The organism is Pseudoalteromonas sp. ABE4_541, assembly GCF_056312285.1.
Genome location: NZ_JBSVEM010000005.1, coordinates 24448 through 50254, shown reverse-complemented (window position 1 = coordinate 50254; position 25807 = coordinate 24448). Strand labels below are relative to the sequence as shown.

Genomic DNA, 25807 nt, shown 5'->3' with positions numbered 1-25807 from the left:
AGATATCAACTTAGAGGGGCGAAATATGAACGCTGTAACTTTTCATAATTACCATACACCGCTGTCTTCTTTATGCTGGGCGGGTCCTGAGCACGCTGGTAGAGCATTGTTAGAACAGACAGTTAAGGTTGGATTTGCCAACGCTTTTTCTGCAGACCTTCACGAGTTTTATCCAGTATTAAGTCGCTTAAATACGCCACAAGGGTCTTGTGTTCTTGGACTTAGAAAAGCAAAGCTTGCCTCACTTTTTGTTGAACAATACTTGCAAAATCCGATTGAGTCATTTTTACCTGAGTGCCATGCTCGAGGTGAGATCGCGGAGTTAGGCAACCTCTATTCAACACATCGAAGCGCCACTTTAGGTCACTTCATTATCGTGGCTTATGCACTTTTGGCCCTCAATATTCGTTTTTTAACTTTTACTGGTACGGCACAAGTCCGCCGTCTTATGGCTTTATGTCAAGTTCCTATTTGTGAGCTGAGCGCCGCTGAGCCGGACTGTGTAGCAAGCGCAAAAGATTACGGCAGTTACTATGAGGCAGATCCGAAAGTATGTGTTGTGGACTTAAACATAGCCAAGCAAGTTATAACGCAGACCAAGTTGTTCGATAGGTTAGCAAGCTTCTATCTCGAAGAAATAAGTGAATTAACACAAGGCCTTAGCTTATGAATAGTCTATTACAGCAATTGCTTGAATTAGGTTCAGCCACGGTACTTAAAGATACAGAGCAAACCATTAGTGCGTTGCAGTTGTATGAACAAGCTTCACAGCTTGCCGGCTATTTCACGGAACAAACGGTCAATTGCGTGGCATTTCAGCTGCCTAACAGCTTAGCCTGGGTTGCTTTAGATTTGGCATTGATGCAAACAAAAAGTGCGGTACTGCCATTACCGACATTTTTCAGTGAGCAGCAAATTGAGCATGTGCTTAACAGTGCCGGAGCTGAACTGCTCATTTGTGATCGTCAGTTAGAAGGCAAAGTTGCTTTGGATACGATCACGGTATTTGGTGAGCCGCTTTGGGTTTATTTCAAACAACGAGCCAACAAGGTGAGTTTGTTTCCAGGGACACAAAAAATTACCTTTACTTCGGGGTCAACGGGTCAGCCTAAAGGTGTGTGTTTGTCTCTTGAAAGTCAGTTGGCGGTGAGTCACAGCCTGTGTGAGCGGATCGCGATTGCTTCACCTAAACACCTGTGTGTTTTACCTTTGGGTGTTTTATTAGAAAACATCGCGGGTATATACGCCCCCATTCTCAGTGGTGGTCAAGTGACGGTACTGCCTACTGACACGCTTGGGTTTCAAGGCAGTCAACTGCGAGACGGTCGGGCTTTGCTGAGCGCAATTAGTGAACATCAGCCAAACACCCTTATTTTAGTACCAGAGCTGCTGAAGTTTTTAGTCATGGCCTGCCAACAAGGCTGGCAGGCACCAAAGAGCCTGCAATTTATTGCTGTTGGTGGTGGCCATGTCGCCCCTCAGATGCTTGTGCAAGCCAGGTTGAATGGCTTACCCGTTTTTCAAGGGTATGGATTATCGGAAGCGAGCTCTGTGGTTTGCCTTAATACCCATATTTCTCAAGATGGTAGTGTTGGCGCACCTTTGTCTCATTTACAGGTTAAAGAAGAGCACGGCGAGCTGTTTCTCAAAGGTCCACTGTTTTTAGGATACTTAGGCGGGCCTGCGCATGACCAAGACGCTTGGTTTGCCACAGGAGATCTCATATCAGTTAATTGCAAAGAACAGCCAAAGGGTATGACGATTGTGGGTAGAAAAAAGAACCAAATCATCAGCAGTTTTGGACGCAATATTAGCCCCGAGTGGCCAGAGTCATTATTACAAAATACACCTTGGCCAATGCAAGTGGTTGTATTTGGAGAAGCAAAGCCTTATCTGGGGGCTCTGATATGGGCCGATGAAACAATATCAGACACACAACTAGCAAAACATTTTCAAAAAGTTAATTCATCTTTACCAGACTATGCACAGGTGCAGCATTGGCATCGTTTGGCACAGCCATTGAGTGTTGAAGCGGGCTTACTAAGCGCAAATTTAAGGCCAAAAAGAGACGCCATAGCAAGTCATTACACTACACAAATTTCCAGTCTTTATTGCCAAGAGCAGGAGCAGAATATGACCCATTTTTTTGACAGATTACAATCAGAAACTCAATCAGAGCGAGATTATTTACTTGCAGCGCCCATCATCAAAGAAGTATTTGAAGGACAAGTTACACTTGGTCAATATGCTTCATTCTTACAGCAAGCGTTTCATCATGTGAAGCACACTGTGCCTTTGTTAATGGCGTGCGGCAGCAAATTAGATGATTCAAAAGAATGGTTGCGAGAAGCGATAGGTCATTACATTGAAGAAGAGATGGGCCACCAAGAGTGGATCTTAAATGATATTGCGGCGTGTGGTTTTGATAAAGAAGCGGCGCGCCACTCTAAACCAAGCTTGGCCACAGAACTCATGGTGAGCTACGCCTACGATAGCATCAATCGAGTTAACCCGTTGTGCTTTTTCGGGATGGTCAATGTGCTAGAAGGCACATCTATTGCTCTTGCTGACAAAGCCGCGCAAAGCATAGGTGAAAAGTTAGGTTTACCCAAAAAAGCATTTAGTTATTTAACCTCACATGGTGCATTAGACATTGAACATATAGATTTTTTCAAAGGCTTGATGAACAAGATCACTGATCAGCAAGAGCAAGATTTAATTATCCACAGTGCTCAATGCTTCTATCGACTTTACGGTGATGTGTTTCGAAGTGTTGAAGCCAACCCAGCCTTTGTACAACTGCAGGAGGCAAGCTAATGGAAAGCCAACCTCTTGCGGTTATCACCGGTGCATCTGGTGGCATAGGCGCAGCAATTGCTAAACAATTGAGTCATGCTGGGTGGCGATGTTTACTCCTTGGACGCAATGAAGAAAAGCTCAGACAACTTTGTGATGATCTAGGCTTACAACATGCATATCACTTGGCAGATTTAAGCGCTACTTGCAGCTTTGCAGAGGTCGCCTCACGCGCCCAATCTTTGGGCGGGGCATCGTTACTGGTTAATTGTGCCGGACAAAATGAAATGCGTTCCTTCGAGCAAACCTGTACGGAGCAAATGGCACAGCAAATTGAGGTGAACCTCATTGCACCAATGCAATTAACTCACCGCTTACTTTCGCAACTGATAAAAACTCGTGGCACGGTTGTCAATGTAGGCTCTGCTTTTGGCTACATAGGCTACCCATATCAAAGCGTTTATTGCGCAAGTAAGTTTGGCCTACGAGGATTTAGTGAAGCTTTATCTCGAGAGTTAGATGGCCAAGTTTCGGTGAAATATTTGGCACCAAGAGCCACAGATACCAGCATAAATAACGAACAGGTTCGCGCGCTTAATGAAGCGCTTGGTCACAAAATGGATAGCCCTGAACAGGTCGCTTTAGTATTCATGTCTTTATTGATGAGCAAAAAGCGCAGAGCGGTAGTCGGCTTCCCTGAAAAACTCTTTGCACGATTGAATGGCTTACTACCCGAGTTGGTAGATAACGCCATCATCAAAGAATTAAAAGCAATCCAAACGTATATCCGTTGTCAGTTTAAAACTAAGGAGTCATCCTCATGAAAACGATTAAAAATTTGTTGTTTGCAACTATCATGACAGGGGTCAGTGTTACGGCACATGCTGACTTTGCACAAGACTTAGCTGGTATTCAGAAAAGTTGGGCAAATGTTAATTATGAGCTGCAAGGCAAAGCTCAGGAAAAGGCGTTTGAAGCATTGATTAAAGATAGTGGCGCATTAGTTAGTAATTACTCTGATAGGGCCGAAAGTCATATTTGGCATGGTATTGTGCAGTCAAGTTATGCCGGTGCAAAGGGAGGACTTGGCGCGTTGGGGTTAGCTAAAGCGGCGAAAGCCGAGTTGGAAACAGCCATTGAGATCAATGAAGAGGCATTAAGCGGATCTGCATTGACTAGCCTTGGTACGCTATACAGTAAAGTGCCTGGTTGGCCAATTGGCTTTGGCAGTGACAAAAAAGCGCAGCAACTCTTTAGTCAAGCGCTTAAAATTAATCCATCAGGGTTAGATGCTAATTACTTTTATGCTGAATTTCTCTATGATGAAAGAGAATACGAAAAAGCGTTAAACCACTTACAGTTAGCTAAAAAGGCGCCAGCTCGTGAGGGCAGAGAAAAAGCCGACCAGTATCGTCAGCAAGAAGTGGACACGTTATTAGCGAAAGTAGAGAAAAAATTGAAAAAAAGACGATGAGATTATTATTAGTAGAAGATGATGCCCTGCTCGCACAGGGCTTAGTTCACTCTCTGCAAAAAGAAGGCTATAGCGTTGAACATGCGCCGAGTGTAAAAACCGCCAAGGCCATGCTCAGTAATGATGAGATAGAGCTATTGGTACTTGATTTAGGCTTGCCCGATGGTGATGGCCTTGAGGTGCTCAAGGCGGCAAAAAAGTGCGCCCAGAATATGGCGGTTTTAATTTTGACGGCCCGAGATAGCATTGAAGATAAAATCACAGGCCTTGACCTTGGCGCAGATGATTACTTAGCTAAACCTTTTGAAGCAAAAGAATTATTTGCTCGTTTACGTGTGATTAGCCGACGTTTGGGAAGCCAAACATCTAGCACTTTATCGTGTAAAAATGTGCAACTTGATGTGGCTGCGCATTTGGCAAGTGTTGATGGCAGCGCACTGAGCTTACCGAGGAAAGAGTTTATGTTACTCAAGGCGCTGATGGAAAATGCGGACCGGGTGCTGTCGAAAACACAGCTAGAAAATAAGCTCTATCAATGGGGGGAAGAGCTAGGCTCTAATGCCATTGAGGTACACATTCATAACCTTCGTAAAAAGCTACCGAAAGATTTTATCAAAACGCTGCGTGGCATAGGGTATGTGGTTGCAAAGTAGTATGCGCAAAAAACCACTGAGCACGCGTTTATCAATCAACCGCAGACTAACCATGATACTGCTGTCAGGTGTCGTGTTGACGGCTTTTATGGCTTTGCTAAACGGTTATCAGCGTAGCATGCAAGAGGCCCAATTACAGCTTGATCAACACTTAAACGGTATGGCGCAAATACTTATGGCAGCGCCCGCGCACAATTGGGTTGAGCAATCCGAGTTGTATGGCTTATTGTGGCAAAATCGCCAACGTGTCTATTCTGCCAAGTTGCTTGAATCACTCCCCTACAGTGCACTACAAAAAGAGGGGTATACAACGCAAAATATTTCAGGGATACGCTTGAGAACGCTTATCGTACACCAAGATAATAAGCGTTTGCTGCTCGCAGAGCCTATCCAAAAACGTTTTTTGCTTTCTGAGAGTCTGATTTTATCAGCGATGACACCACTGGTTGCTGCGATGCCTTTGCTGGCTTTGTTTATTGCTTGGTATATTCGTCGTGCCTTAATGCCTTTGACGGCTTTATCCAACGAGCTAAAAGAGCGCAAAGCAAACGATTTCAAGGTGCTACAGGTTACAAGTGAAGATGCAGAAGTGGCCCCCGTTATTGAACGACTCAACAGCCTATTTGGCAAAGTTGAAAAAGCCTATTTACGAGAACGTTACTTCGCCTCAGACGCCGCCCATGAATTAAAAACACCCATAAGCAGCTTAAAAATCAACCTCCATAATTTAAGCGAGGAGTGTCAACACCCAAGTGTTCAAGCTATGCAACAAGGTATTGAGCAGTTAGGGCATATTGTTGAGCAAATGCTCACACTTGCTAGAACAGAACCCGATCGTTGGCGAGCAAATTTCACCACAATCGATGTGTTGTTAATCACGCAGAACGTGGTTGCTCAACTTTATAAACGTATCGATAAAAAGCATATACACATCAGTCTTGATGGTGAGTCATGCTTACTACAAGGTTGTGATTTTACGCTCAAAACCTTGTTCATTAACTTACTGAGTAATGCGGTAAAGTACACACCAAAAGAGGGGCAGATCCACATCAACATTGAACATGATGTAAATACCATCACTTGGAGTATTGAAGATTCTGGGCCTGGGATGGACGATAAGCAACTCGCTCGTATTTTTGATAGATTCTATCGAGTTGGTGGAGATAGGCACCCATCTGGCGAAAAAGGGGCTGGGCTTGGCATGGCCATCGTGCAGCAAATTGTTGAGATCTATAATGCAGACATACGACTTGAAAGAGCGAGTTTAGGTGGATTACGCGTGCTAGTGAGTTTTCCATTGGAGAAAGTATGCGACTAAAAACAAGTAGCATGTACTGCTGTGCATTAGCTTCTCTAGTTAGTTCATGGGCGACCGCCAGTGATACTGTGAATTTGGTATTAAAAAATCATTTATTTATTCCTGCAGAAGTTGAAGTTCCCGCAGGGAAAAAAGTAAGGCTTATTATTGAAAATCAAGATGATACCGCTGAAGAATTTGATAGCTTCGACTTGAACCGTGAAAAAGTGTTGTTTCCTCATCGTAAAAGTGTGATTTATATCGGCCCACTTCCTGTCGGTGAGTATCGCTTTTTTGGTGAGTTCTCTCCCAATACGGCGCAGGGTGTTGTGATAGTTAAGGAGGTTGCCAATGCTCCTTAATACGGTGATCATCAGTTTAAACCAGTTTCTACCGCTGGCATTGTTATGGGTGCTGTTATTGCACAGTGATATTGAGCGTCCTGTTTCATTGTTATCGACATGGCAAACGTTAGTGCTTTGCGCAACATCTTGTGCTGTTTTTCTGGCGGCAGCAGGCACAATAAGTCAATGGTTTGACTATCGAGGCTTGGAGATCTGTAAAATCTTAATGCTCGTTAGCATATTTGGCTGCGTTATGGGCTCAATTTTGTCTTCCAACGAACGCTATAAACAAGCAGCGATAGTGTTGGCAAGTATGTTGTATTTAAGCCACTTCATTATGTATCTCAACAGCTATTGGCACTTAGATACCTTACAGGGGTTACTGATAGGCAGCATACTTGGTTTGGGCATTTGCCTGAGCTTTAGTACATTATTTTACTTCAGTTTGGCTTGGTTACGGGCACAGCGTGCACTGGCGGTTGTGCTCATATTATTAACGTGTCATACCGCAAGTAAAATTTCTAATGCCGTTGATCTTGCTGCACAAATTGACTTATTACCAAGTAGCGAAACGGTTTTTGATTTACGTTTTCTGTTAGATGAGTACGGCATTATTGGACGAATTTTTAAAGCCTTGTTGGGCTATGAAGCAACCCCGAGTTACGCAAATTTATGGGCATTCTGCTGCGCTGTTCTTTTATTGGGAGTAACGATTGTGTGGCGCTTAAAACGAACATCGACTACACGAGAGGGAGTAATGGCATGATGGTATTAATTAAACGCTCCTTTTTAATTGTCGTTACGGTTATGTTAGGTGCAGCAGCATTGCCTAGTTATGCTGATGGCATGGTGGTAGATAAAGTCTATCACCCTTATGTTTTACCTTTTGAACGTGAAGTTGAGTGGCGAATGCTGTCTCGGCAAACAGACGAAGGAAACGTGTTAGCGCAGCGAGCAGGGTTAGGCTGGGCGATTGCTGAAACAGTCACCGTTGAGGGGTATATGATTGGTGAACGTGATGCCCTTGATAACTTTGATTTAGCCGCTTATGAACTTGAAGCGCGTTGGCAAATGGTGGAACAAGGTCGTTATTGGGCTGATTGGGGCATGCTATTTGAACTTGAAAAACAGCATAAAGAGTCTGCTTATGAGGCCGCGATTGGTTTGTTGTTTGAAAAAGAATTTGGCAAAACTAGCCTGACTTTGAATGCGTTTGTCATACGAGAGTGGGGCAGTGCAATTGAAAATGAGTGGGAAAGCGAGTTTCGCGCTCAACTACGTTACCGGTATGTAGCGGCATTTCAACCTGCTATTGAATTGTATAGTGGTGAAGATTTTGTTGGCATTGGGCCTGCTGTAATTGGCTTATATCGTTTTGAGGGGCAGCGACAGTTAAAGTGGGAAGCTGGTTTTGTCAGTGAGATTTCTCAATCAGGCAAAGATCATAGCTTTCGGCTTGCTTTGGAGTTTGAATTTTAGAATAGCTGCACTGATGAGTAGCCAGTGCCGGACAAGGAAGTCATCTGCCAGTGTATGGTAAGACATATACTGTTCTAGTTGGCTTTCTAACCTACCTTATTACGTCTCTGCATCTTAGCATGAGGTGAGTGTCCGTTTAACCTATTCGCCATGTTGATTTAGTAGCGTTGACTACTGTTTATCATGAAAGGTATTGCCATAATGGAAACGTGTTACTATCGTTAGGTTGGGTAACAAGGACAGGTTACTTTTTGGCAAGTGGGGCTCTATTGTACTTGTGAATCTTATCTTCTGTTCATGCCATAAAACAAGATGCAAAAGGAATTTAAAAAGCATGCAACAATTAAAAAAGTGGTATTTTTTCTTTATAGGCCGATACACAAAATATGGATGTGACCTTTAACATTACATTCCACTCTTTAGGCGAAGATCATATCTCAATTTAGGCTGATATCAAATGGCCAGAACTTGAACTAAACAATTGTCATAATGTGAACAAAAAGCCACCGCTTGATACTCGGTGGTTTTTTCTTGCCTAGCAAATTTTACATACTCAATTGCAAACTGTGGTTTTTGCATTAGCCTTTAAGTGGGCAGTGCATATCTCAAGGAGAAAGCATTAAGCTCACAATGATAATAAATGAACAGGAGCAGGTTATGAGTAAGATTATTTTGGTGATTTTGGCAATCTTGTTTCCGCCAATTGCAGTTGCGTTAAACAATGGGATGGGTAAGGACTTGGTGATAAATATACTCTTGAGTATTTTATTCCTTGTGCCTGGAATTATTCACGCAGTCTGGCTCATTCTTCGTTAAATTAGCCATTCAAATACCTAATTTGACTGGCTTTGGAGCTTGATTATGTGGCAATATCGAGATAATTTTTTGCTACAGTAATTTTAAGAGAAATAACCATGCCTAAGGCCAGTGAAATTAAAAAGCATGCTGCGATTGAGTATAACAACCGCGTAATGATAGTAAGAGATATTGAGCGTTCAGTACCACAAGGTCGCGCTGGTGGTAGTTTGTATCGTATGCGTATGTATGATGTCGTTAATGGCGGCAAAGTGGATGAAACATTTAAAGCAGATGAGATGCTTAACTTAGCTGATTTAGTCCGCCGTCCAGTGATGTTTTCATACATTGATGGCGACGAGTATGTTTTCATGGATGAAGAAGATTATACGCCTTATAACTTGAATAAGAGCAGTATTGAAGAGCAAGTTTTGTTTGTTAATGAAGATACGAAAGGCTTACTCGCTGTGATTGTTGAAGGCAGTCCTGTGTCTATTGATTTACCCTCCAGTGTTGAGCTAGTTATTGAAGAAACGTCACCCTCAATCAAAGGCGCTTCAGCGAGTGCACGTACAAAACCTGCGACATTAACGACGGGGTTGGTTGTTCAAGTGCCAGAGCACATCTCTACGGGTGATAAAATCCGTATTAACACAGATGAAAAGAAATTTATGGGCCGTGCTGAATAAATAGCGAGTACTTTCATTGCGAGCGTTGGCGCAGTGTCTGCGTTCGCTAAACCATTAAATCTCGTTATGAATAAGCAGGTCTGCTTTAGTGCGTTGCTTTTTTATAAACGACGATTGCTATACAGGGAATGATGCCTAGTATGGCTCGATGCATGTAAGAGTAAGCCTGATAATATGGAAAATAACATAAAGTATCTAGTAGAAGCATGTGACGCTTTGGATCTTGAATATGAGTTTATTGATGTTGACCAAAACTTTGTGCGCGTTAGACTCGATTCGGGTTGGCAATATTTTGAGCTAAACAAAACGCCATTCAACTCGGAAGTTGCTTATTGTATCTGTAAAGATAAAAGCCACACCTATCAGCTGTTAAAAGACACTATCAAAATGCCAAAAACGCTCGATTTTTTGGACTTTAAAGTGGATAAAAAATACTTGCAGTATAAGCATTACAACAGTGTTGCTTCAGCCTTACATCGCATTGAAGATAACTTAACTTATCCACTCGTTGTAAAGTGCAATAAAGGTGCGCTGGGTGTGAATGTGTTTATGTGTGAAGATGATATTCAAACAGAAAAAGCATTTAATGAGATATTTGATCATCAATCACGCACGTACGATTATATTGCACTCACTCAAGAATTCATTGTGAGCAAAGCTGAGTATCGCCTATTATGCGTGTATGGTGAACCTATTTTTGCATACCGTCGTGGGCACACGTCCGCGAGTTTCAATGCGAAATATTGGGAAAAGGGGGAGCATGCTGATCTAGTAACGGACAACGCTTTATTCAAGAGGTTGGCAGAGTTTGTTGCGCCAGTGCATGGCCAATTGTCAATGGGCTTAGTTGGTTACGATATTATTCTTGATGAGCATGACGAGTTGTATTTGATTGAATTGAATGCATCGCCGCAATTTAACAACTTTGTTAAGCATAACAGTGCAGAGCCAGTGATTGATTTATATAAAAAAGGCCTGTCAGAGCTTAATAAACGCTAGTTTTTTCTGTATTCGTAAGCAGCTAAAGTGTGTATAGAATAACGAATGCGGGTTATGACTACCATCGCAATGACTCGCATTGAAATTTGCACGAGCCATAGTCAATTAATCTGCATATTTTCGAGCAGTAGAATAAAACACGTCTTCGATAGATAAAAAGACATCGAGAATGTGCGGGTCAAAATGACTGCCTCTGCCATTTTTCATGATTTCCAAAGCTTGTTCATGCGTCATTGCATCCTTGTATACCCGTTTGCTTATCAGCGCATCATATACGTCGGCAATGGCCATCAAGCGTGCGCTGAGCGGGATGTTTTCACCGGATAGTCCTTGAGGATATCCGCTGCCGTCCCATTTCTCATGGTGACCATAGGCGATTTCTTTGGCTATTTTTAAAAAACGGACACTTCCAGCGGCTTCCTTTTCTGCGTTCTCAAGTGCTAAGCAGCCAAGTTCAGCATGTGTTTTCATCACCTCAAACTCGGCATCAGTGAGCTTGCCTGCTTTGAGTAAAATGGCATCAGGAATGCCCACTTTACCAATATCGTGTAATGGTGCTGACTTATAAAACAGTTCTATCACGTCATTGGGTAACTCGTTTTTATACTGAGGTAATTTGCTCAGTGTTGAAGCAAGCGTTTTAACGTAGAGTTGCGTGCGCTTAATGTGGTTGCCTGTTTCTTGGTCGCGCGTTTCAGCTAAACTGGCTAAGGCTGCAATGGTGGCGTCTTGTGCTGTTGATAACTCTCTGGTTCGTTTTTGTACTTCGGCTTCTAAATACGCATTTTGGTCTTTTAAGAAGTCACTATGGCGCTTAATTTGGATGTGAGTACGCACTCTAGAGAGAATAATGGGTGGGCTGATGGGCTTATTTATATAGTCACTAGCACCAAGTGCAAAGCCAATCTCTTCGTCTTGCACACTGTTTTTGGCGGTGAGAAAAATAACGGGAATATCACTTAGTTCCGGAGATGTTTTTATGCGACGAATAACCTCATAACCATCCATATGCGGCATAATGATATCCAGCAGTACGATGTCGACGTCTTTGCTTTTGAGTATTTCTAGCGCGCTCTCCCCACTTTTGGCTGCAATCACTCTGTACTCGGCTTTCAATATCTCTGACATGAGCGCCAGATTTTCCGTGGTATCATCGACAATCAACACAGTGAACTTTTCGAACATATTCAGTTCCATCCAAAATTAGCATTAAGTCTGATTTTAGGTCTATCTTTGTATAACTGCCAGCAACCAAAAGCACTTTATGTTCAAACTTAGATCTCTGTTCGTCGCGTTGTTTGGGTTTATGTTTATTACCAGTATTGCGTTACTTTTCGTGTCTAAATATATCGACGCGAGTGAGTCTGCCAAACAGTCAACTCAGCATCAGTTGGCACAGTTGAAGCAGCTTGTGCAAGAAGTAAAGCAAGTGGCTAATCAGCGGAGCAAATTTGCGAGATCGTTTGTGATGACGGGGGAGCTGCGTTGGTTAGATTTGTTTCAATTAGCGTTAGCAATTGATAATGGTACGTTTGCCAAAGAGTCAGAATATCAGCTTGGCTATTGGGATACGCTTTCATTGCCCAATAGTGTTGTGCCTAAAACTGACGACAAAAAAGTCTCAGCTTCATTCTTTGAAAGGTTTGAGCGGTTTGCGCCAAATGACTATGAATTTAACCAACTGCAAAGAGCATTTGCGATGGACGAAGAGCTGGTCGATATGGAGCTGCAGGCGATCTCATCGCGGCAAGAATATCGTGGCTCCGAACTAGTACAAAGTGCTGTTGGTTCGATCACAAATCAAGAGAATTTATTACTAGGCTCGGCCTATTTAGTGCGTAAGGAGCAGGCATATCAAGCTTTGGCGGATGTGGAGCTTAAGCTTTTATCGAAATTAAAAGAGCGCATTGCTGAATGTGAGCAAAGCTCACTGGTGGCTCAAAAGATCCACAGCATCATCATTTTAACGCTCTTGCTGTCCATTGCCTTGTCATTTTATTTGTTGTGGCGTTACTACATCACACCTATTTCAAATATTCAAAAAGTACTCGTGGCTCAGGTAGAAAAAAACGATTTTAACTTCAAGTTAAATGAAACGTACCAAGGAGAGCTTGGCACTTTTGCTAGGGCAATGAACCGCCTGTTGGAAAACATCACACAGCAACTTAACTTTAGTACCATCATTAAAGATTTTAACTTAGCGTTGCGAGGCAAAAACAGTGCCCACGAGCTGGGTGATGAGATCATTGAATTTGTTTGCCAAAGACTATCCATTCCGGTGGTTGGGTTATACGTGTATGAAGAGGATGAATTGGAGCGTGTCTCTGGCATTGGCTATGAAAACGAGGCAAAAAGTACCTATCAAGACTCGGAATCGGTGTATTTTCATGCGCTGAAAACTAAAAATAGATATTCCATTGATTTATCAGAACAATTCAAGTTTGACCATCATGGCAAAGCGGTCTTTTTGCGAGAACTCCATTATTTTCCTTTAACCGTAGGAGAGAGCTGTATTGGCCTTTTAGAGCTTGGTAGCTTCTATCCACTTAGTGAAAAAGAGTTTCATTGGCTGAGCTACATCATTCGCGATTTGGCCGTCGGGTTGCAACTAACCCGAAATCAAGAGATCCAGAGAAAAACTGAGCGTATGGCCTATGAGCAGCTAGAGCTGAACAAAAAAATCATCGATGCGATCCCCAACCCCATGTATTACAGAAACCAAGAAGGGATGTATTTAGGGGTAAATAGCCGCTTTCACGAGTTTAGAGGCACTTTTGAAGCGGATGTGATAGGTGCGAAACCGGATAATATTTTTCCTTTTGACATTGCCACTCGTTTTAATGAATCAGAGAAAAAGCTACTCGCCAATCCGGGTCATCATAACTATGAGATGCGCATTAAAAATGTGAATGGTGAAGAGCGGGAAGTGGTTGTGTATGAAGCCACATTTAGTGATGCAGACAATCAAGTGGCCGGCATCGTCGGGCTTATATTAGATGTAACGCAAAGCAAAGAAATGGAAAGACAGTTGCGTGACGCCAAGATGCAAGCAGATAGTTCAAGCAAAGCAAAAGGCGAATTTTTAGCGAATATGAGCCATGAAATTCGCACTCCAATGAATGCTATCATCGGCATGAGTCATCTTATATTGAATACTCAGCTGTCTAAGCAACAAATGAACTATATGAAAAAGATTGATTTGGCGGCCAATAATCTTCTGGGCATTATCAATGATGTACTCGATTTTTCTAAAATTGAGTCTGGAAAAATGAGTATTGAGCATGAGCCATTTGATTTGGATAAAGTGACCACTAATGTATCGATTGTGAACTCCATTAAGGCTGAAGACAAAGGGTTGGAACTTTTACTGGATATACCGCCGGATGTGCCTTCCAACTTAGTTGGTGATCCGTTGCGTTTAGGTCAGGTGTTGATCAACCTATGTGGTAACGCCATCAAATTTACCGAACAAGGAGAGGTGATCATCACCGTTAGAGTAGTGGAACAAAATGATGAAAGCGCGGTATTGAAGTTTTCAGTTAAAGATTCAGGGATTGGGCTCACACAAGCGCAACAAGAACAACTATTTAAGGCTTTTTCTCAAGCAGATACCTCAATTACCAGAAAGTATGGTGGAACCGGATTAGGCTTGAGTATATCGAAGCGACTCGTTGAATTGATGGGAGGGCAAATTGGTGTTACAAGTGAGGAAGGCGTCGGCTCGGAATTCTTTTTTACCATCAAAGTCGGGTTGCAAGAAGTGGCAGTAAAACCGCTCCTTTGCCCTGAATCGATCATCAAAAACACCTCCGTGTTGGTGGTTGATGATAATGACGCTGCAAGAGCCATTATGTCAGATTTGATCGCTCATTTGGGCTTTAAAGTGTCAGTGGCTAGTTGTGGAGAAGAAGCGCTGGAAATAATGGAGCGTGAAACGTTTCAATTGGTCTTTTCTGATTGGAACATGCCCAATATGGATGGCTGTGAATTGGCCCAGCGCATCGCAGAACTTAAGCTTACCCATTCTCCCAAAGTGATACTGGTTACAGCACATAGTCGAGAATTAAACCTAGAAGACAACTTGATTAATGTTTTGGGCGGCATTATCACCAAACCTATCAATGCGTCAATCGTGTTTGACTGTGTCATGGATTGCTTTGACTTGCAAAGTGAGTCTATACCTAAGCCCAAAACGAAGAAGCCTAAGCAGTATTCGTTTGCTGGTACGAAGGCGTTACTTGTTGAAGATAATGAAACAAACCAAGAAGTGGCCACGGAAATGTTGCAGTCAATTAATATTGACGTCACCATTGCTAATCATGGTGCGGAAGCGTTAGATAAATTAGAACAAAATGACACGTTTTCTTTGATTTTTATGGATATGCAAATGCCGGTTATGGACGGGCTAACAGCGGCTCGAAAAATAAGAGAAAACGAAGCGTTTGATACAACTCCTATCATTGCTATGACAGCTAACGCAATGAAAGAAGACGTTGACCAATGCCTTGCTGTGGGGATGAATGCACACATCGCCAAGCCGATTAATTTTGACAAAATGGTGGCCACAATCGATGAGCAACTTAAGCAAAAAGGTCGCACTATTTTACCCAAATTAGCAGATGAGGCGTCGGTCGTTAAAGGCAAAAATACGGATACAAACAAGCCAGCAACAGACAGTTTTAAAATAGATGGATTCGACTTTAAAGACGGAATTGACAGGATTGGCGGAAACGAAAAAGCCTACTGGAATATTTTAGGTAAGTTTGTACATAAGCAGGTTGAAGAACTTATTAATTTAGAGCAAGCGGTCATTATTGGCGATACCGAGCATGCCGCGAGGATCGCACATTCGTTGAAGGGGTCTGCGGCAAACCTATCAGCTCATTATTTGATGGAAAAAGGCGAAGCATTTGAAGATCAAATAGCGCAGCAAGCGAGTGTTGATATAGAACAACTGCATGAAGTGATAAGTTATCTCAAAGACGCGGATGAAAAGCTGACAAACAGAGAGCTAAAGCCTAAGCAGGCAGAGGATGAATTGCAGAGCACCATGTCCCAAACCAAGCGTAAGCAGTTATTCGATGAGCTGTTAGAGCTGGTGCAAAATTTTGACGTGCAATCATTAGAAGTCATTGATGAAATGTTTGAGCAAAATGCATTTCCCCAAGAAATTCTGGAACAAGTCAGAGACACGATTAATGATTTTGAATTCGCCAAGGCTGAGAAGATATTGATAACAATGTCAGATCTTGCTTAAACTAATTCCCCCTTTAATGTTAACACCAAGCGATTTTGTCGTACTTTTATTGCCAAGAGAAATTGACGGTTGTTTTCAACCGTGATCTTTAATCTTTCAAAAAGTAGCAAAAATAAAGCGACCCACGCTCTTATACATGTCTTAAGAGCTTGGTCACCGTCAAGTAAAGTTTCAACGCATTAACTACTTCAAAAACGCCAATAACTGATTGCCTGCGGCGATGGTGTTGTCTTCACCGTTAAAAATGTTTTCGGCGTTTTTATCAACAAATACTTCTTCAACCCACTGCGCGATGTCTTTGCAAAATGTCGCTAATATTTCCATTGGGACTGAGTCCGCATCCTCGATTTTGCATAGCTCGTTGGCGACTTCATCTATCATGAGTGCGCCATCATTGAATTCGACGCAGAAGTAGAGGTTATTTGCCACTTCTTTCATATATTTGGCGATGAGCTGTAGGTTAGGAGCTCTGCTTAATGCCTCGCCTAAGCCGATTTCAGCTTCTAACTCTTTGATAGACTCAGTCACTGTTTCAATGTCTTCATCACCAATTGGACTTTCTAGCCAAAACAGCTCCGCGCTTACCGGTGACTTTTTGATTTTGTTGCCTAAAGCGCCCATTTCTCCCGGTGAAAAATCAAAAAAGGCTTCTTCAAATAGCTCTAGTTTGTCGTCAGAACGTAGGTTTCCATTATATAGCTTTTCATTACTTTTGAGTGTTTCTACAACCTCACTTTCTATTGGAATGTCAGAAGAACTGCTTGTGCATGTTTGATAAAAACGCTTGAATATTTCGTTAGATTCCTTAACTTGCTCCGCAACCCGTTTCATATTGGTGAGATCTTTTTGCATCGAGATATAGTGTGTTACTTCCCCATTAGCATTTTTGATCTCAGATATGTTCCATTCAACCGGATAGATGCTGCCATCTTTACGGTAGTTGATGGATGCGCCATAAAAGTAGCCATGTTCCTTTAGCGATGGCGTTATTTTCGCTATTACTCTTTTATTACTTTCTGGGCCTTGTAAAATTGAGGGAGACTGCCCTACCAATTCAGCGAGTTCATACCCAGTATGACGACAAAAAACGGCATTCGCATATACGATTGGGTAACCATTGTTTTGGTCGGCATTGGTGATTACAATGGCATGGTGGGAGTGCATCAATAGCTGTTTGAGTAAATCCAAAACTGAGCACTGATCAATTAATTTGCTGAAGAACAGTGACTCTTCCATATTTGTGATCATATTTGTCATGGTATAGGCTCTGTGTGGGTGGACGTTGAGTACTGTTAAAAGTAGTCTAAATTCCATTTATTTACACACTTATCTGTACATGCCAATAGTCAATTTAGATCAATATTAAATAGATCTATGATCCGAAGTCGCTTTAAAGCGATAGGTTTTGGGTGAATTACAAATGAATACAAGGGACACGAGAGTGGAGTATAAAAGTACGAATTAATTCGTTTTTCGTATCAAGTATGTGGTTATTAAGCCCATGTTATTAATTATTTTGTTGGTTAAAGTGTATACAAGATGTTGTAACAGAAAATTAATTTGTTTGGTCGCAAAATTGATTGACTTGGGGTCTGATGTATATAGACTGAACTTAGACAAAAAATATGTCAGTGTTTATAAATCTCCATTACGTTGTTGTATAAGTCATACTTGTAGTACCGTCCTGAAGTTTTTAAGTACCGTCTAATTTTTGCTCTATGCGCCCAGATGGGCATAGTTTAATTTTTAAATCAGGATATATCGATATGTCTAATACAGTAACTGGCACAGTTAAGTGGTTCAACGAGTCAAAAGGTTTTGGTTTCATCGCACAAGAGAATGGCCCAGACGTATTTGCTCATTTCAGCGCAATCAAAGGTGACGGTTTCCGTACACTAGCTGAAGGCCAACGTGTTGAGTTTACTTTAGCTAACGGCCAAAAAGGTCCTCAAGCTGAGAACATCACAGTTATCTAAGCAATCAATGCTTAAGAGAAAAAGCAAGCTCAAAGCTTGCTTTTTTTATGTCTGGTGTTTTTAAATGATGAAAAAAGCGATTTATTGAGTTGGAACAGAAAGTAATACTTGTTGGTAGTTTGCCTTCTTTTGTATTTCTGCAAATGCTTCTTTTAATCTCGCTACCAGCGGTTCAGGTGTGCTAATACTTGCTGCCAAGTAGCCACTGACGGATAGGCCATCAACAGCATACAAGAACTTGAAATGTTCTTTGGGTAAGTTGAGCGACTCGGCCATAGTGCTTAAATATCTAGGATCGTCTAAGACTAAATCGACTTTATTGGCAATCAGTAGCTGATATGAGCGCTTTATGTCGGCTGTTAGCACATAATCAAAACCATAACTTTTTAGTTTGTCTGCCGCAATATCTCCCCTTTGCACCGCTAAGCGATACTTTTTAGCGTCTTCCAATGAATTAACTGTAACGTCGTTGCGATAGGCATTCGTGACAAAGCCCAAGTGAAACATCGCAACGGGCCCAATCCAGTGGAACAGGTTTGCCCTATCAGGGGTTTTAGCCATGCTGTAAATTAAGGTGTTCTTGTGGCTGCTGGCGAGTTTATATGCTCTTGCCCACGGATAGAGTTGATAATCACCTTGTAGTTTTGCCTGTGCAATAATTTGCTTTACCAATTCGGTACTGGTTCCAGCCACAATGCCATTTTCAAGTGTCTGGTTAGGAGGTGATAACTCCGTGACTATTGCAAAATAAGGGTCTTTTTCAGCGTTAGCAAAACAACTAATTAACAGTGCTGTACTTGCAAATAAGCTGGCTTTTACTCGATATAACAATAATGCAGTTAGTCTTCTCACGGCACAATCTGTTGGCTTCTTATTTTTAAAGTTTAGCAAATTGTATTGTGATGCAAGTAAATATTGAGCGTTTTTAGCAATTATCAGTTCTTAAGTTTTTTTTAAGTTTCGTTCGCTAACTTAAGAAAAAATTCAAATGATCAAGAATTGATGAACAGTTTGTTTCGATATACACAGCAAATAAAGCCTCTTACGGTAGGCGCGGGTCTTTTATTGGCTATTTTTTCCCTAAGTCGGTTCGAAAAGTGGCGTTGCTACCTCGCGTGATCCATACTACTGAATAAGCGCCATGATGATGGCGATTATTTTTATATTTTTTCGCTAAATCTTTCGTCGCTTCACGAACACTTTCCCTATTCAGCAAACTTATAAGCATTATAAATTAAATTGTCGACAATCTTGACTCGAACAGGTTGACGTTAACGTAAAGCAACACTATATTGTCTACAACTTATTTGTATTCACAGAGTTTGGTTCAAGATGGAGTTTTTTCAAGAGCAAGCAGTAACTTCCTCAGATAAAGCGTTTTTTCGCCTTAGGAAGGAAATTGTTGAAGGTGTTATCCCATCGGGTACTAAACTCAGTGAAACTGAATTGTCGACAAAATATGAAGTCAGTCGTGCCGTTGTGCGTGAAGCGATTAACCGTTTAGAAGCGTGTAATATCGTTGAACGCAAAGCAAATGTGGGTGCTCGAGTAGTATCACTCTCACCAGAAGGTTTGATTGAACTGTATCAAGTTCGAGAGGCATTAGAAGGCATGGCAGCACGTCTTGCCGCACAGCATATGAGCGAGCAAGAGATCATTGAACTCAATGCCTTATTGAATAGCCAATCAGACAAAGTCAAAAGCGCCAAATTGTATTATCAAGAAGCGGGAGACTTAGACTTCCACTATCGCATTATTCAAGGCAGTAAAAACGCGCACTTAATTTCCATGTTAGTGAATGGCTTATATCACTTGGTGCGCATGTATCGCGTTCAACTTGGCATGGCTGGGCCGCGTGTTACGACTGCATTTGATGAACATAAGCATATTGTGCAAGCCATTAGCAATCGTGACCCAGAGCTTGCCGAAATGCTGATGCGTCGACATATCACTTATTCTAAAAATAATATCGAAGCCAAACTTCAACACAGTTTATAAGAGAGATCATCATGACAGGATTTACAAGCGCAGGTAAAAAGTTCCGCGAGGCACTGAAAGCCAATCAGCCATTACAAATCGTCGGTACCATAAATGCGTACTCGGCCATTATGGCGAAAAAGATCGGCCATCAAGCAATTTACCTTTCAGGTGGTGGTGTAGCAAACGCATCATATGGTTTGCCAGATTTGGGTATGACGTCGTTAAATGATGTGATAGCTGATGTGCAGCGCATCACTGCGGCGTGTGATCTGCCTTTGATGGTGGACATAGATACTGGTTGGGGCGGTGCTTTTAACATTGCTAAAACCATTCGCGATATGGAAAAAGCAGGTGCAGCAGCGGTGCACATGGAAGATCAAGTAGCGCAAAAACGTTGCGGTCACCGTCCTAATAAAGAAATAGTATCGACTGAAGAAATGGTCGATCGTATCAAAGCGGCAGTGGATGCGCGTACCGATCCAGACTTTTTCATCATGGCGCGTACTGACTCATTTGCGCAAGAGGGTTTGGAAGCGGCCATTGAGCGTGCAAAGGCTTACGTTGCTGCGGGTGCGGATGGCATTTTTGCAGAAGCAGTTCAAACAGAAGAGCACTATAGAGCGTTCAGTGAAGCGCTCAATGTACCAATTCTTGCCAACATCACTGAATTTGGCAAAACCGAACTTTGGAATAAAGAGGAATTGGGTCAGTGGGGTGTAGACATGGTGTTGTACCCACTCAGTGCATTCCGTGCCATGAACAAGGCAGCGGAGCTGGTATATCAAACCATTTTAAATGACGGTGACCAAAAAGCTGTCATAGATTCCATGCAAACTCGTATGGATTTATACGATTATCTTGGTTACCACGAGTACGAGCAAAAGCTTGACTCATTGTTTGCGCAAGGCAAAAACAAGTAATTTATAAAGAACAAATTGGCGATAACGCGGGTGTTGTCGCAAAAAAATAATTATCCAGCAGGTAAAAGAATCAGGAGACAAAAAATGGCAAAAGTACTAAGCGGTGCGGGCCTTCGTGGTCAAGTAGCAGGGAAAACAGCACTTTCAACAGTAGGTAAATCAGGCTCAGGTCTGACTTATCGCGGTTACGATGTGAAAGATTTAGCAGAGCACTGTGAGTTTGAAGAAGTCGCACACCTTATTTTGAAAGGACACTTGCCGACACAAGCCGAATTAGACAGCTACAAGAGCGAGCTTCGCTCAATGCGTGGTTTGCCACTAGCGCTTAAAGAGGTGTTAGAGCGTATTCCAGCTGATGCGCACCCAATGGATGTACTACGTACTGGTTGTTCAATGCTAGGTAACTTAGAAGGTGAATCAAGCTTTGATTTACAAGGCAAGGTAACCGACCGCATGTTAGCGTGTTTCCCAAGCATTATTTGTTATTGGTATCGTTTTAGCCACGATGGTGTACGTATTGAAGTTGAAACCGATGATGATTCAATTGGAGCACACTTCTTACATATGTTACATGGCAAAAAGCCAAATGAATTACATGAGCGTGTAATGCATGTATCACTTATTCTTTATGCTGAGCATGAGTTTAATGCGTCTACTTTCACGGCACGTGTTTGTGCGTCAACATTATCTGATATGCACTCATGTGTTACTGGTGCCATTGGTTCACTGCGCGGTCCACTACATGGTGGTGCAAACGAAGCGGCAATGGAAATGATTGAAAGCTTCACCTCTGCGGATGACGCAGAAGAGAAAATGATGGGCATGTTGGCGCGTAAAGAGAAAATCATGGGCTTTGGTCACGCGATTTACTCAGAAAGCGACCCACGTAACGAGATCATCAAACTATGGTCAGAAAAGCTTGCAAACGATGTAGGTGACACTGTGCTTTACCCTGTGTCTGTGCGTTGTGAAGAAGTGATGTGGCGTGAGAAAAAGTTGTTCTGTAATGCGGATTTCTTCCACGCTTCAGCATACAACTTTATGGGTATTCCAACCAAGTTGTTTACCCCGATTTTTGTGATGTCACGCTTAACAGGTTGGGCTGCACACGTGATGGAGCAACGTGCAGATAACCGCATTATTCGCCCGTCAGCCGAATACACGGGTGAAGAGTTACGCCCAGTAACACCAATCTCACAACGCTAATCATTGCGTAGCGGCCAACTTAGTTTGGCCGCATCGTCCAAACACCGTCATCAATTTCCACTGGATGTAGTTATGAATACCAAATACCGTAAGCTCCTACCGAATTCACAATTGAGCTTTTATGACACGCGCGAAGCAGTCGATGCCCTTAAACCAGGTGCCTACGACACCTTGCCTTACACTTCTCGCGTACTGGCCGAAAATTTAGTACGCCGCTGTGAGCCAGAAACGCTTGATGATTGCCTAACACAAATTATTGAACGTCGTCGCGATTTAGATTTCCCTTGGTTCCCTGCGCGTGTTGTTTGTCACGATATTCTAGGTCAAACCGCATTGGTTGACTTGGCAGGTTTGCGTGATGCGATAGCTGCCAAAGGGGGCGATCCATCAAAGGTGAATCCTGTGGTGCCAACGCAGTTGATTGTTGATCATTCGCTTGCAGTGGAACACGCGGGTTTTGAAAAAGATGCGTTTGAGAAAAACCGTGCCATTGAAGATAGACGCAATGAAGACCGTTTTCACTTTATTAACTGGACTAAAACCGCGTTTAAAAATGTGGATGTGATCCAGCCGGGTAACGGCATCATGCACCAAATTAATTTGGAAAAGATGTCGCCGGTTATTCATGCCCGTGATGGTGTGGCGTTCCCCGATACCTTAGTGGGTACCGACAGCCATACGCCACACGTTGACGCGCTTGGCGTGATAGCCGTGGGTGTAGGTGGTCTTGAAGCGGAAAGTGTGATGTTAGGCCGCGCGTCGTACATGCGCTTACCTGATATTGTGGGCGTAGAGCTAACGGGCAAAGCGCAGCCGGGCATTACCGCAACTGATATTGTGTTAGCCATCACCGAATTCCTACGTGCTGAAAAAGTGGTTGGCGCATATTTAGAGTTTTACGGTGAAGGTGCTTCAAGCCTAACATTGGGTGACCGCGCAACCATTTCAAACATGACCCCTGAATACGGCGCAACGGCGGCGATGTTCTACATCGATCAGCAAACCATCGATTACTTAAAGCTTACAGGTCGTGATGACGAGCAAGTGCGTTTAGTGGAAAACTACGCAAAACACACCGGTCTTTGGGCGGACAGCCTTGAAAGTGCACAGTATGAGCGCGTGCTGAAGTTTGATCTCTCTTCAGTGGGGCGCAATATCGCTGGCCCATCCAATCCGCATAAACGCGTAGCGACTGCAGATCTAGCCAAAGCCGGTATCGCCGGTGTGGTTGAAAATGAAGAGGGTAAAATGCCTGATGGCGCGGTGATCATCGCGGCTATCACCAGCTGTACCAACACCAGTAACCCGCGTAACGTGATTGCGGCAGGGTTATTGGCGCGCAATGCCAATGCCAAAGGCTTGATACGCAAACCTTGGGTGAAAACATCGCTAGCACCGGGTTCAAAAGCGGTAAAAATGTATCTGGAAGAAGCCAACTTACTGCCAGAGCTTGAGCAGCTTGGTTTTGGTGTAGTAGCATTTGCCTGTACAACTTGTAACGGTATGAGTGGCGCACTTGACCCACAAATTCAGCAAGAGATCATTGATCGAGACCTGTATGCAACGGCTGTGCTTTCGGGCAACCGTAACTTTGACGGTCGTATTCATCCTTATGCAAAACAAGCATTCTTAGCTTCGCCGCCGCTGGTAGTCGCTTACGCAATTGCAGGTACCATCCGTTTTGATATCGAAAAAGATGTACTTGGACACGATCAACAAGGTAACCCAGTTACACTAAAAGATTTGTGGCCAACGGATGAAGAAATTGATGCAGTAATTGCACAAAGCGTGAAACCGGAGCAATTCCGCCAAGTTTACGAGCCGATGTTTGATTTAAGCGTGGATTACGGGGAAGATAATAACCCGTTGTATGACTGGCGTGAAATGAGCACTTACATTCGTCGTCCGCCATATTGGGAAGGCGCATTGGCAGCCGAGCGAACCATGAAGGGCATGCGCCCACTTGCAGTGCTTGGTGATAACATCACCACCGACCATTTATCACCGTCAAATGCGATTTTAGCGAGCAGCGCGGCGGGCGAATATTTAGCAAAAATGGGCTTACCGGAAGAAGACTTCAACTCGTATGCAACGCACCGAGGCGACCACTTAACGGCACAGCGAGCTACGTTCGCAAACCCGAAGTTATTCAATGAGATGGTGCGTGATGACAACGGCGAAGTGAAGCAGGGCTCATTGGCGCGCCTTGAACCAGAAGGTCAAGAAATTCGTATGTGGGAAGCCATTGAAACTTACATGGAACGTAAGCAACCGTTGATTATTGTTGCGGGCGCTGACTACGGCCAAGGCTCATCTCGTGATTGGGCTGCAAAAGGCGTGCGTTTAGCGGGTGTGGAAGTGATCGCTGCAGAAGGCTTTGAGCGCATTCACCGTACTAACTTGATTGGTATGGGTGTGTTACCGCTCGAGTTTAAAGCAGGCACAACGCGCAAAACACTTGGCATTGATGGCACCGAAACCTTTGATGTTGAAGGTGAACCAAGCCCAGGTGCAACGCTTACATTAGTGATTAATCGCAACAATGGTGAACGTATTGAAGTACCCATGACGTGTCGTTTGGATACAGCTGAAGAAGTGTCTATTTACTCAGCTGGTGGTGTACTACAGCGTTTTGCTAAAGACTTTTTAGAAGCAAACGCATAACTCATAATAAATGACTAGGCCCTCTATACAGGGCCTTTTTTAGGCTTTTTAAAGGAACTTTTCATGTCTTTTAAACCGCAAATAAAGGTACCGGCTACTTACATGCGTGGCGGAACCAGTAAAGGGGTGTTTTTTAACCTCACCGATTTGCCAGTGCAAGCACAAACTCAAGGCGTTGAGCGTGATGCGCTATTGCTGCGCGTGATCGGCAGCCCCGATCCCTACGGTAAGCATACCGACGGCATGGGCGGTGCGACATCCAGCACCAGCAAAACGGTGATTTTATCAAAAAGCACACAGCCAGATCATGACGTTGATTATTTGTTTGGCCAAGTGGCTATCGACAAGCCATTTATTGATTGGAGCGGCAACTGTGGCAACTTAACCGCAGCGGTTGGCTCATTTGCGATCAGTAATGGTCTTGTGGACTCAAGTCGTATTCCAGAAAACGGCATTGCGGTAGTGCGTATTTGGCAGGCCAATATTAAAAAAACCATTATCGCTCATGTACCAATCACGGATGGCGAAGTGCAAGAAACCGGCGACTTTGAGCTGGATGGCGTAACCTTCCCAGCGGCTGAAGTGGTGGTGGAATTTATGGACCCTGCTGACGGTGAAGGCGCAATGTTCCCAACTGGAAATTTAGTCGACAAACTAGAAGTGCCAGGCATAGGCGAGTTTGATGTCACTATGATCAACGCGGGTATCCCAACTTTGTTCTTTAATGCTGATGAATTAGGTTATACCGGCACTGAGTTACAAGACGCCATTAATAACGATGAACAAGCACTCGCGCGTTTTGAAACCATTCGCGCCCATGGTGCGCTAAAAATGGGGTTGATCAGCTCGATTGAGGAAGCTGCAAGCCGTCAACACACACCAAAAATTGCGTTTGTTAGTGACCCGCAGAGCTATGTGGCGTCAAGTGGTAAACCCATTAACTGTGATGATATTGATGTGTGTGTACGCGCACTTTCTATGGGCAAATTGCACCATGCCATGATGGGCACCGCCGCTGTTGCCATAGCAACTGCTGCTGCAATACCTGGCACGTTGGTTAATTTAGCAGCCGGTGGCGGCGAGCGCAAAAGCGTTACCTTTGGACATCCGTCGGGCACACTTCGAGTTGGTGCTGCAGCTAAATTGGTCAATGGCCAATGGCTAGCTGAAAAGGCCATTATGAGCCGCAGTGCACGTGTCTTGATGGAAGGTCATGTGCGGGTGCCACAAGACTAAGTATTCACTCTTTTCTACTTGTAATGTTATCAAGGCCCAAAA

22 protein-coding genes and 1 pseudogene are annotated in these 25807 nt (G+C 43.3%); 20 read left to right on the top strand and 3 right to left on the bottom strand.

All coding sequences use genetic code 11. From position 1 onward, the window contains the following. Window positions 1–25: 25 nt before the first annotated feature. The 13 genes and pseudogenes from ACW689_RS06560 to ACW689_RS06500 all read left to right on the top strand — a co-directional run bounded on the left by ACW689_RS06560 (window position 26) and on the right by ACW689_RS06500 (window position 10526). The gene (locus ACW689_RS06560; RefSeq protein WP_476289546.1) at window positions 26–670 is read left to right on the top strand and encodes a thermostable hemolysin; all 645 of its coding nucleotides are present in this window, start codon (window positions 26–28) and stop codon (window positions 668–670) included. Further along, window positions 667–2109, top strand: a pseudogene (locus tag ACW689_RS06555) (AMP-binding protein); the annotation flags it as partial. The gene ACW689_RS06560 and the pseudogene ACW689_RS06555, both read left to right, overlap by 4 nt. A gap of 24 nt (window positions 2110–2133) precedes the next feature. Next, a complete protein-coding gene (locus ACW689_RS06550; RefSeq protein WP_476289870.1) occupies window positions 2134–2817 on the top strand; it encodes a TenA family transcriptional regulator in 684 nt (227 codons plus the stop codon). Then, entirely contained in the window at window positions 2817–3620 is an 804-nt protein-coding gene (locus tag ACW689_RS06545) for an SDR family oxidoreductase (protein ID WP_476289544.1), read from the top strand. The genes ACW689_RS06550 and ACW689_RS06545 overlap by 1 nt, the downstream gene beginning before the upstream one ends. Then, window positions 3617–4270 carry a tetratricopeptide repeat protein gene (locus tag ACW689_RS06540; RefSeq protein WP_476289542.1) on the top strand — a complete coding sequence of 218 codons (654 nt, stop codon included), beginning with the start codon at window positions 3617–3619 and terminating at the stop codon, window positions 4268–4270. The genes ACW689_RS06545 and ACW689_RS06540 overlap by 4 nt, the downstream gene beginning before the upstream one ends. Next, window positions 4267–4923 carry a response regulator gene (locus ACW689_RS06535; protein WP_476289540.1) on the top strand — a complete coding sequence of 219 codons (657 nt, stop codon included), beginning with the start codon at window positions 4267–4269 and terminating at the stop codon, window positions 4921–4923. Before ACW689_RS06540 ends, ACW689_RS06535 begins: the two co-directional genes overlap by 4 nt. Further along, window positions 4907–6241 carry a sensor histidine kinase gene (locus ACW689_RS06530; protein ID WP_476289538.1) on the top strand — a complete coding sequence of 445 codons (1335 nt, stop codon included), beginning with the start codon at window positions 4907–4909 and terminating at the stop codon, window positions 6239–6241. Before ACW689_RS06535 ends, ACW689_RS06530 begins: the two co-directional genes overlap by 17 nt. Beyond that, window positions 6232–6582 carry a cupredoxin domain-containing protein gene (locus ACW689_RS06525; RefSeq protein ID WP_476289536.1) on the top strand — a complete coding sequence of 117 codons (351 nt, stop codon included), beginning with the start codon at window positions 6232–6234 and terminating at the stop codon, window positions 6580–6582. Before ACW689_RS06530 ends, ACW689_RS06525 begins: the two co-directional genes overlap by 10 nt. After that, window positions 6572–7330, top strand: coding sequence for a hypothetical protein (locus tag ACW689_RS06520; RefSeq protein WP_476289534.1), 759 nt, complete (start codon window positions 6572–6574; stop codon window positions 7328–7330). Before ACW689_RS06525 ends, ACW689_RS06520 begins: the two co-directional genes overlap by 11 nt. Window positions 7331–7371: 41 nt before the next feature. Beyond that, window positions 7372–8043 (top strand): hypothetical protein, encoded by a 672-nt coding sequence (locus ACW689_RS06515; RefSeq protein WP_476289868.1) that lies wholly within the window; start codon window positions 7372–7374, stop codon window positions 8041–8043. 630 nt (window positions 8044–8673) lie between these two features. Then, window positions 8674–8859: a YqaE/Pmp3 family membrane protein gene (locus ACW689_RS06510; RefSeq protein ID WP_476289532.1), complete on the top strand. Its 186-nt coding sequence runs from the start codon at window positions 8674–8676 to the stop codon at window positions 8857–8859. A gap of 98 nt (window positions 8860–8957) precedes the next feature. Then, window positions 8958–9527, top strand: coding sequence for an elongation factor P-like protein EfpL (gene efpL / locus ACW689_RS06505; protein WP_476289530.1), 570 nt, complete (start codon window positions 8958–8960; stop codon window positions 9525–9527). 174 nt (window positions 9528–9701) lie between these two features. Next, complete coding sequence (locus ACW689_RS06500; RefSeq protein WP_476289528.1) at window positions 9702–10526, top strand: ATP-grasp domain-containing protein; 825 nt, start codon at window positions 9702–9704, stop codon at window positions 10524–10526. A 105-nt stretch (window positions 10527–10631) separates the two neighbouring features. On the opposite strand, the gene ACW689_RS06495 is transcribed toward ACW689_RS06500, so the two are convergent. After that, entirely contained in the window at window positions 10632–11711 is a 1080-nt protein-coding gene (locus ACW689_RS06495) for a response regulator (RefSeq protein WP_476289526.1), read from the bottom strand. 79 nt (window positions 11712–11790) lie between these two features. On the opposite strand from ACW689_RS06495, the gene ACW689_RS06490 reads away from it, so the two are divergent. Further along, window positions 11791–15783 (top strand): response regulator, encoded by a 3993-nt coding sequence (locus tag ACW689_RS06490; protein ID WP_476289524.1) that lies wholly within the window; start codon window positions 11791–11793, stop codon window positions 15781–15783. Between the two features lie 183 nt (window positions 15784–15966). On the opposite strand, the gene ACW689_RS06485 is transcribed toward ACW689_RS06490, so the two are convergent. Beyond that, on the bottom strand, window positions 15967–17097 hold the full coding sequence (locus ACW689_RS06485) for a PAS domain-containing protein (RefSeq protein ID WP_476289522.1): 1131 nt from the start codon (window positions 17095–17097) through the stop codon (window positions 15967–15969). 452 nt (window positions 17098–17549) lie between these two features. Between ACW689_RS06485 and ACW689_RS06480 the strand changes: the two genes are divergently transcribed. Then, window positions 17550–17759: a cold-shock protein gene (locus tag ACW689_RS06480; RefSeq protein ID WP_476289520.1), complete on the top strand. Its 210-nt coding sequence runs from the start codon at window positions 17550–17552 to the stop codon at window positions 17757–17759. A gap of 81 nt (window positions 17760–17840) precedes the next feature. Here ACW689_RS06480 and ACW689_RS06475 read toward each other — a convergent pair whose 3' ends face one another. Further along, window positions 17841–18611 carry a substrate-binding periplasmic protein gene (locus ACW689_RS06475; protein ID WP_476289518.1) on the bottom strand — a complete coding sequence of 257 codons (771 nt, stop codon included), beginning with the start codon at window positions 18609–18611 and terminating at the stop codon, window positions 17841–17843. 480 nt (window positions 18612–19091) lie between these two features. Here ACW689_RS06475 and ACW689_RS06470 point away from each other — a divergent pair, with 480 nt between their 5' ends. The 5 genes from ACW689_RS06470 to prpF all read left to right on the top strand — a co-directional run bounded on the left by ACW689_RS06470 (window position 19092) and on the right by prpF (window position 25765). Then, window positions 19092–19757, top strand: coding sequence for a GntR family transcriptional regulator (locus ACW689_RS06470; RefSeq protein ID WP_476289516.1), 666 nt, complete (start codon window positions 19092–19094; stop codon window positions 19755–19757). An 11-nt stretch (window positions 19758–19768) separates the two neighbouring features. Further along, window positions 19769–20659 (top strand): methylisocitrate lyase, encoded by an 891-nt coding sequence (prpB, locus tag ACW689_RS06465; protein ID WP_476289514.1) that lies wholly within the window; start codon window positions 19769–19771, stop codon window positions 20657–20659. A gap of 84 nt (window positions 20660–20743) precedes the next feature. Next, the gene (gene prpC / locus ACW689_RS06460; RefSeq protein WP_476289512.1) at window positions 20744–21865 is read left to right on the top strand and encodes a bifunctional 2-methylcitrate synthase/citrate synthase; all 1122 of its coding nucleotides are present in this window, start codon (window positions 20744–20746) and stop codon (window positions 21863–21865) included. Window positions 21866–21937: 72 nt separating this feature from the next. Beyond that, window positions 21938–24529 (top strand): Fe/S-dependent 2-methylisocitrate dehydratase AcnD, encoded by a 2592-nt coding sequence (gene acnD / locus ACW689_RS06455; RefSeq protein ID WP_476289510.1) that lies wholly within the window; start codon window positions 21938–21940, stop codon window positions 24527–24529. A 63-nt stretch (window positions 24530–24592) separates the two neighbouring features. Then, window positions 24593–25765: a 2-methylaconitate cis-trans isomerase PrpF gene (prpF, locus tag ACW689_RS06450; protein WP_476289508.1), complete on the top strand. Its 1173-nt coding sequence runs from the start codon at window positions 24593–24595 to the stop codon at window positions 25763–25765. The last annotated feature ends 42 nt before the right edge of the window (window positions 25766–25807 follow it).